Annotated in this window: 8 protein-coding genes; all 8 read right to left on the bottom strand. The window is 37.9% G+C overall.

Going from position 1 to position 8,363, the window contains the following annotated elements:
- On the bottom strand, nt 1-874 hold an 874-nt coding region (locus B3F51_RS15630; RefSeq protein ID WP_286948037.1), incomplete at its 3' end, for a hypothetical protein.
- Between the two features lie 68 nt (nt 875-942).
- On the bottom strand, nt 943-2,055 hold the full coding sequence (locus B3F51_RS15625; RefSeq protein WP_250932733.1) for a DegT/DnrJ/EryC1/StrS family aminotransferase: 1,113 nt from the start codon (nt 2,053-2,055) through the stop codon (nt 943-945).
- Nucleotides 2,052-2,927, bottom strand: coding sequence for a leucyl/phenylalanyl-tRNA--protein transferase (gene aat / locus B3F51_RS15620; RefSeq protein WP_286948035.1), 876 nt, complete (start codon nt 2,925-2,927; stop codon nt 2,052-2,054). The genes B3F51_RS15625 and aat overlap by 4 nt, the downstream gene beginning before the upstream one ends.
- 65 nt (nt 2,928-2,992) lie before the next feature.
- Nucleotides 2,993-3,961: a glycosyltransferase family 2 protein gene (locus B3F51_RS15615; RefSeq protein WP_286948033.1), complete on the bottom strand. Its 969-nt coding sequence runs from the start codon at nt 3,959-3,961 to the stop codon at nt 2,993-2,995.
- Nucleotides 3,962-4,034: 73 nt separating this feature from the next.
- Nucleotides 4,035-4,745, bottom strand: coding sequence for a hypothetical protein (locus B3F51_RS15610; protein WP_286948030.1), 711 nt, complete (start codon nt 4,743-4,745; stop codon nt 4,035-4,037).
- A complete protein-coding gene (locus B3F51_RS15605) occupies nt 4,735-6,069 on the bottom strand; it encodes an O-antigen ligase family protein (RefSeq protein ID WP_286948028.1) in 1,335 nt (444 codons plus the stop codon). The genes B3F51_RS15610 and B3F51_RS15605 overlap by 11 nt, the downstream gene beginning before the upstream one ends.
- Nucleotides 6,047-7,231, bottom strand: a complete 1,185-nt coding sequence (locus B3F51_RS15600; protein ID WP_286948026.1) for a glycosyltransferase family 4 protein — start codon at nt 7,229-7,231, stop codon at nt 6,047-6,049. The genes B3F51_RS15605 and B3F51_RS15600 overlap by 23 nt, the downstream gene beginning before the upstream one ends.
- Before the next feature lie 24 nt (nt 7,232-7,255).
- Nucleotides 7,256-8,362, bottom strand: coding sequence for a glycosyltransferase family 4 protein (locus B3F51_RS15595; RefSeq protein ID WP_286948024.1), 1,107 nt, complete (start codon nt 8,360-8,362; stop codon nt 7,256-7,258).
- Nucleotide 8,363: the final 1 nt, after the last annotated feature.

Here is an 8,363-nt window from a genome sequence, read left to right as displayed (position 1 = left end):
TTTTTATTTTACAATAAACATCCTCCATTTGCATTAAACAGTTGATGATCGGGCTATTGATGGTTCCATATGCTTTTCTGATTTTCGGACCATCATTGATTCCCATAAACTGATTTTGCGGAAATCTGTCGAACAGGGAAATTCCGCCGTTCTTAGAAAAGTCATTTGACTTTTTTAACTGCTTTAATGAGTGAACCGAAATGCGATACAAATAAAAGGCATTGAGATGACAATACCCTTTCTTAAGTCCCTTTTTTAAAACGCGATCTGGCGTTTTTTTCAATTGGCTTTTTCCTGTATTAACTGCCTGCTGTTCATTCGATGATCGTGAACGTCCAAACCATCTGACTATTGTTCTAAGACCTTGTTTGTATATGGGGTTATAATGATCACCGCTTCCCAGATAATACCGACGGCAGTCAAGTTTTTTTGAAAACCACTTCTCCAAATCAGTGGTAACGGTGCTTTTGCCTGACCCATCAGAACCAATCACTGCTATTGAAGGACATCTGAACGAAAATCTGTTTTTAGAGGATACTTTTTTTGCACGGTTGTTCATAAAATTCTCCATTGCATCGCACTGATCTGCTTTCCTCCCGCACAAACATAAGTGAACCTGAATTAAGTCGCCGTTAAAATCATCATACCCTATCCACGATTCAAATTTTTTCGAGATTGATCGTTTTTTTAGTTGAATAAATTGGTACTTTATGAACGTTCTTTTATAAATAGTACAATCTTTCTCCAAACCAATGATTATCATTTCAGGTTGTTGATATTTTCTATTGTCATATGTGGTGTTCGGTTGAAGGACTGAATTATCTAGCTTAAGCTGATTTAAATCCTCCAATAGTTGTTTTTTTACATCAATCATTGTCAGTTCCCTTCCCCACACTATCTTAAACGGCTTTGTAAGACGATTTGCCTCATTCTTTTGATCCCTCAACATAAATTCCTAGAGCAATTTAATATAATTTTACAAATCCGATCGACCTCGTCAAGCATCAAATCAGGATACAGCGGCAAAGTTATAACCCGTTCGGCAATATTCTTCGCCACCGGTGTTTCGTTTGAATCAAAACGATTGGCATAGCATTTGTAGTCCGTTGTTAACGGATAGAAGTACTTTCTCGGAATAATTTGATTTCTCTCCAGTTCGTCAAAGACATCATTTCTTAAATTCGCTTTCCCACAAAAAATAACTGGAAAGTAAGCATAATTACTTTTAACCGCTGGTTGCGGTTGCAAAAGTTTTATCCCATTGATTCCTTCCAAGTTTTCACAATAACGATTAAACACAATCTGACGTCTGGCAATTTCTGCATCGATATGGCGGAGATTACAAATTCCCATCGCTGCCTGAAACTCATTCATCTTTGCGTTACCACCGACAAACTCCACTGACTCCGGGCCAGTAATCCCAAAGTTTTTGAGAAAATAGAGTGTTTTTTTCAGTTGCTCATTATTATAGGTTACTGCACCACCTTCGATGGTATTAAAGACCTTTGTCGCATGAAAACTGAAAGTTGACGCGTCACCAAAGTTACCGATGCCGATATTGTTAACCGTTACTCCAAAAGCATGCGCTGCATCATAAATCACCCTCAGTTTGTATTTTTTTGCAATCTTTTCAATCGTTTCCACATCACATACGTTTCCGTACAGGTGAACTGGAACAATTGCACAAGTTTTTTCGGTTATCAAGCTTTCAATTTTTTCTACATCAATAGTATAATCGTCCTCATTGATATCACAAAATACTGGATCCAGACCATTTCTGACAATTGCGTGGGTGGTTGAGGCAAAGGTAAATGGTGTCGTAATCACCTCTCCCTGAAGATCAAAGGCAGCAATCGCACATTCAAGGGCAAGGTGACCATTTGCTAAGAGGGTTACCATTTCCACATTCAAATAATTTCTTAAGCATTTTGCGAATTTCTTGTGCTTTACACCCATGTTGGTTAACCAATGGGTGTCCCATAGCTCTTTTATTTCTGCCATGTACTCTTCAAATTCTGGCATCGATGACCGTGTAACGTTGATTTGGTCTTTCATATCAAGGCTCCTTCGCTCTTCGTTTTCAAACCATCCAGATGATTTTGTACTGCTTGTTTTAAATCCCAATTTTCGAACAATGCACCCCAATCAGCAATCACTTCAGGAGCATCCTTACTTCTATCCAGAATCTCAAGAAACTCATCTCGTGAAATAACAACAGCACCCAAACTTTTCATATGATCCGTTGGCCAAATTCCACAATCCATAATCGTAAAATTCATTTCTGCAAGTCGAACCGATAATCCAATGTATGCTAATTTTGAGGTATGACTCACCCGTGCAAACATCGATTCACCATGAAAATATGTTCCGAATGAAACCCCAAATAATCCCCCTACCAGTTCTTCGCCTTCCCAGACTTCGACTGAATGGGCAAATCCCAAGTTATGCAGTTGATGAAAAGCTTTGACCTGTTCATGCGTTAACCAGGTGTAGTCTTTTCTTGTTTCCGAGCAAGCACTGACGACCTCATAAAAAGCTTGATCAACGGTCAGTTTGTACTTATTCTGGCGAATTAGCGCCCGCATATTTTTGGGAATATGTACATCTTTAGGATACATGACACAATGTCGTTCTGATGTCCACCAAAGAATGGGCTGATTCTTAAATGCAACGGGATAGATGCCATTTTTATAGGCGAGAATAATGCGTTCCGGTTTCCAGTCACCCCCAACAGCCAATAATTCTCCCTCAGGACCCATCCGAATACTTTTGTTTGATGCTGTGTGAGGAGGGAAATATAAATCTTCCGTTAGCTCATAGGCTTTCCCCCGATATTTAATGCGATGTATATAGAAGGCTTTAAGCTTTCCCTTAAAAATCAAGTCATCGAACCTCAACAACCCCGATTTGAATTTTTTTAGTGTCACAATCGCTCCTCCATTTCCATGCTCAGGTATTTGCAACCGGTTAATCCTACCTATTTCGACTCCGTTTACTTCATCAAGCGATACTTTTTACGCAGCTTTTTATAGGTTCTGACTGACTGCGGAAAGTATTGTTTAATCAATATTTTAGTTTTTTCTTTTTTTCCCAGCTTTTTAAATATTGCTTTGAATCGGTCTTCCTTCAATGCTTCAAACCGTTCCTGAGCAATCATAATTTTAAATTGATTGATATTATTTTTGTTAGTGATCGCCTCATTATACTGATAATTTGTGTATTGATTGAGATGTGCCAACATTTTTTCAGTATTATCGACGTGTTTAATTATTTTTTCCAGACTTGACTGTTCTGTATTGGTCCAGGAACCACTCACACCTTTACGGTATGCCGCCATGTATTCATCGATATAATATACTTGTCCTTTTAAGGCAAGATAAATAACTAAGGGATAATCCGTTACCGGTGCCTTTTTATAAAAATCTGGTTTGTTTGGATCTAAGTAGCGAGGATACATCATCGTATTTGTTGCAAATAATCCGCCCCCACCTTCAATGACTTCTTCAATGGTGAATATTTTGTTCCCAACACTCGGTCTCACCGGTTTTATTTTCCGGCCGACCACGTTGACAATGTAAGCGGCATGAACACAAAGCGTACACTCCGGATGACCCTCCATATAATCAACTTGTTTTTGAAGTTTAAGCGGATCAAGCCAATAATCATCACCTTCACACACTGCAATATACTTTCCTGTTGCTCTTTCGGTATTCAGATCGTCAATATCAACGTCTTTTGAATACAGATTCTCCTTTTGGTAGATCGGCTTAATTAAATCTGGATATTTTTGTTCATAATCACGAATGATTTCTGCAGTTCTATCCGTAGATGCATCGTCATGGATCAATATTTCATAGTTAAAGCTGGTTTTTTGCATAATAAAACTATTTAATGCTTCAGCGATATATTTCTCGTGATTATAGGTGATACAATTCACACTGACCATTGTTTTATTCTTCATAATTAGCTCCCTTTTTAAGCGATTCAGCTGCATTTCTATCACTTATCCTGAACAATCTGGATCTGTTATAAATCTAGTGATCTTTAATTCTCCTTATATAATTTACGATCACCTGCACAGTTTCATCAATACACGCTTTGGTATTTACATCAAGGCTCTCCAGCTCCAGTTCTTTGATAATTTTTCTGATTTTATTAAAATTATTTTGCTGAATCGTTAGTGTATGGATGGCATCCGCCTCGTTTAACTTCTGTATCCGTGACATATTCCCTTTTCGTTTAACAAGACGCTCAAACGAAATATTAATATCAAGATCAACGTTGACAATGTATAATCCCACATTCTTTTTTTTTGCAAAACAGATTAGTTTTTTAACATATTTATCAGCAATCAATTCTGACTCGTAAAGCATCGAAATAATTTGTTGAACAATTCCCTGATCAACCAAAATAACTTCATCACCACAATCCTGGCCTTTTTTTTGATAAAAATCAAAAAGAACCACTAAAGAAATCACCCTTAACCAGTTTTCATGGTTAAGTTTTTTGTTTGTAATCAAATACATCGTTGCCAGATAGCCTATTTTAACACTGCCTGGCTTTATCCTAAAAAGGTATAACAACAGATGTTTTGAGTTTTTTCTGGTTGGTTTCTTAATAACCTGATGATAGGATTCAATCAGATAATTCTTGCTTTTCATATCCGTAATCACTCGATTTGACAACGTCGTTTTCCCCGAACCTGGAATCCCGTTAAATTCCAGAAATATTGTTTTATTTTTCATCTGAAACTTCCTTTCGAGGCGTTTTCAAATCATCTATGCGGTCATCGTCAGCCATGATCAATGCGCAGATTATTAAATAAAAGATGAAATTTTCTCTGAAAAATAAATTTATCCCAAATCCCCGAAAAATTAATGCCACCAACGGTAAAAGACAGAGCATTCGGCCTTTGACTTTCATCGAAAAAGGCTTAAAAATTGAGTTTAAGACATTGAAATATAAAATTGTTCCGATGATCCCTAAATGGACTAAGAGTTCAAGAAAGTAATTATGTGCCTGCCTTAAATGATAAGCCTCCACCGAGTAACCGACGCCAACAAGGAAAATCCGCCAATCACTGAGATACAGGCTTAAATAATCCGACCAGATGTCTGAACGACCCGTAGTAAGATCCGATAGACTCTGATCAAGAAAACTACCAACGCCCAATCGTTGAAAATAAATATTCATATAAGGTAAACTGCTAATTTCTGAAATAATTAATAATGTCAATGCGATAAAAAAGATGCCTCTTAAAACAACATTGACGTCAAAGGATAATTTGGTCAACTGAACGATCTTAAAAGCTAAATAGAGTATAAATATCACACCCACCGCCAACATAAAAGATAAACTCAACGATAATATCCCAAATCCGAGTAAAATTATCACTAGAACATAATCGTACCAACGATGTTTTTTCATGCCAATCATGTATAACAGCGCCGCAATCGCAATTGTTATGTCCATGGTATAGAAGTTGGGATTTGTCTGGATTCCAGAAAATCTTCCAAATACATCGCCATCTTCGAGTTTAATCCGGGTTTCTTGCATAAAACCGCTTAGGCCAGGAATTAAATCGCTAAAAGACCCTAAGATTGACGCTATGATGATACCCGCAATAAAATACATAAGTAATTTTCGCACCTCGATATCATTCTTATTGTTCATTACTAAAAAAGCCAATACGAAATAAATAACCAGCTCCACCAGTTTTATTAAACTTGAATCCATTGTATTAAGTAAGGAAAAAATAATAAGTGCAAGAATTGATAGGATTTGATAGAGTGAAATCTTCGTTTTCGGATTTAAAAAAATCATTCTGAGGATGTACACTGCAATAAGGACATTAAAAAAAGTATTTCCCCCTGGTGCAAACTTCATGATGGGAGAAAACGGCAACATAAAATACAGACCATAAATTCCTTCTGCTCCACTAAGAAAGATATAGCTACTGGCAATCATAATTCCAATAATCAAAAATACAGTGTTTGAAAGACCAAGAATAATAAGTAGCAGCGCCAAACCTAATATCGCAATGGAATTAGTTGATTTCCTGGTTATCATTTTGAACCTCTTTTTCGTCATTAATCGAATTGTTAATAAACCGCACTATTTTTTTAGCCCGAATATCGATATGGTATTCTTGTGACTGCTCCAAGGCGTTTGCCGCCATTTTCTTACACCAAATATCATCGTTTTTTAAAGATCTAATTGCTTTGGCAATAGCGGTGACATCCATACTATCCACCCGGATGGCCCAGCGATCGGTTAGTATATCATCATTAAAACTGAGATCCGAAGAGATAATCGGTAATCCACAGGCCATCGCTTCAAGAATCGCATTGCTGCATCCTTCTGCCAAAGTTGGCAAAACAAACACATCGGAACAGTTTAAATATTCACTGATCTGATTATGCGGGAGTTTTCCGAGAAACACAATTTCTTCACCGGTTGGTCTGAGATTGCCTGAACCAATAAAAATGACTTTCGTCTGCTCCACTTGTTTCACTGCCTCCGCCAAACGCAAAACACCTTTTCGTTGATCGAATGACCCCATGAATGAAACAATAAAATCATCCTGACCAAATCCCAGTTTGCTTCTGATTTCACGTTTGTCCATTTTGTAGAATTTTTTCGGATCAACGGCGTTTGGAATCACAATCATCTTGTTGCGTGGTGCAAGCTTAAGCTCAATACTTTCATCCAAATTTTTGGTTGAAACGCAGATCACACCGCTTATATCAGCCAGAGCTTTTTGAATCGTTTTGCGGGGAAAAAGGCTTTCCACCCAAATCTTACTTTCACCGGTTGCCACGAAAAAGGGAATTTTATACATTTTACTGATTAAACCAGCGGTTACCCCAGAATGCCAAAAATGAGCATAGATAATGTCCGGCCGCTGTCTTATTTTTCTAAAAACACGAATCACTGCTTTTTGTGACACGTGTGCCGAAAGGTTTGTTCCAAAAATCTTAAGATTTGAGAACGATAAAACCCTGGGCTGATAAACATCCACCCACACCTCTTCATTCACAAAATCCTGCCAGAATTGAGGCCGGGCTGATTTATTTTTTAACAGCTTCTTTGTGACACTTTGAGGCGCAATGACTGAACATGGGTATCCCAGCTCGGCAATTGAGCAGACCAGCTCCCTGACAAAGGTATAAACCGGATCACTCTGTGTCGGATAGTTCGGTACAACAAAGCAGATGTGTTTTTTTTGCATGATGGCCTCCCCACTTCTTCGCTCTTACTTATGCCCGATCGCCTCATATATATTTTTGTATTCCTCGCAAATATCAGTCCAGCAAAATTTTAGGGCATTGGTTACTGCATTTTGTGACAAATCATTGTAGTGATTTTTGATTTTGACTATCTTATTTGCAATATCTTCTACATCAAAACAATTTACCGCAAACCCAACTTCCCCATCGGGAAATTGACCATCAAAGCCCTGCCCTTCTGTGTAAATTACTGGTAATCCCTGACTCATTGCCTCAGGGTAAACCAGACCAAAGGTCTCAGTGATCGACGGCATCACAAAAATGTCACTGTTTCGGTAAATCTCAATCAACTTTTCTTTTGAGCAGTGTGGAAGATATCGGATAAAGGCTTCTTTTTTTATTTGCTCAAAAATTAACGTATCATTGACTGTGCCAACAACCGTAAAGGTCACCTCATATCCCTGGCGGATCAAGTCCTTGATTGCCTTGATGGTTGCGGGAATATTCTTTCTTTTGTTGATCATTCCCACAAATAAAAGATTTAGCGTGTTATTGTCTCGACTTAGTTTAGGAGTCCCCAAATGATCCAGCCAGAATTGATCAATGCCATTGGGAATAACTGCACATTTGGCGAGAATCTCATCTTGCAGCTGCGCTGGCAGATATTCTTTTATTACCGCATCGCGATAGGTTGTTGACAGAAAGATTACCTGTGAGGCCTCTTTTAAAATACTAATCCCAAGTTTTCTAAGCCAGACCATCCGTTTAAAAAAGACATTGGCATCGGTGTCCCGCACTGCAACGATATAGGGAACACCAAAGTCCTTTTTTATTCGCATCGCAATGTATCCGTTGGAAAATAATGAATGGGCATGAACGACTGTATAATCCTCAAGACGGTATGTTCTTTTTATATCCCGATAAATTTTTGTGTGTTTCAGATGAAATAAATAACGATCATACTTATTATGGTTAATGCTGATCGTTGCATAGTTTCCCAGATCACGACTAACCGAACTTGGCGTCGGAACATAAACATCGATGGCTATTCCTATTTGTATCTGTTGATCATACAAATGTTTATAAAAAGTTCCTTGAGCGTAATAGGAATTCACATGTAAAACATTCATCATA

It is taken from the genome of Acetobacterium sp. UBA5834 (genome assembly GCF_002435675.1).
Lineage (GTDB): Bacteria > Bacillota > Clostridia > Eubacteriales > Eubacteriaceae > Acetobacterium > Acetobacterium wieringae.
Note: the sequence above shows the minus strand (reverse complement) of the source record. Positions and strands in the feature narration are given on the sequence as shown.

Excerpts from the sequence above, each read along its gene's own strand:
- B3F51_RS15625 (WP_250932733.1), bottom strand. The coding sequence starts at position 2,055 with ATGAAAGACCAAATCAACGTTACACGGTCATCGATGCCAGAATTTGAA.
- B3F51_RS15615 (WP_286948033.1), bottom strand. The coding sequence starts at position 3,961 with ATGAAGAATAAAACAATGGTCAGTGTGAATTGTATCACCTATAATCAC.
- B3F51_RS15610 (WP_286948030.1), bottom strand. The coding sequence starts at position 4,745 with ATGAAAAATAAAACAATATTTCTGGAATTTAACGGGATTCCAGGTTCG.
- B3F51_RS15605 (WP_286948028.1), bottom strand. The coding sequence starts at position 6,069 with ATGATAACCAGGAAATCAACTAATTCCATTGCGATATTAGGTTTGGCG.
- B3F51_RS15600 (WP_286948026.1), bottom strand. The coding sequence starts at position 7,231 with ATGCAAAAAAAACACATCTGCTTTGTTGTACCGAACTATCCGACACAG.
- B3F51_RS15595 (WP_286948024.1), bottom strand. The coding sequence starts at position 8,362 with ATGATGAATGTTTTACATGTGAATTCCTATTACGCTCAAGGAACTTTT.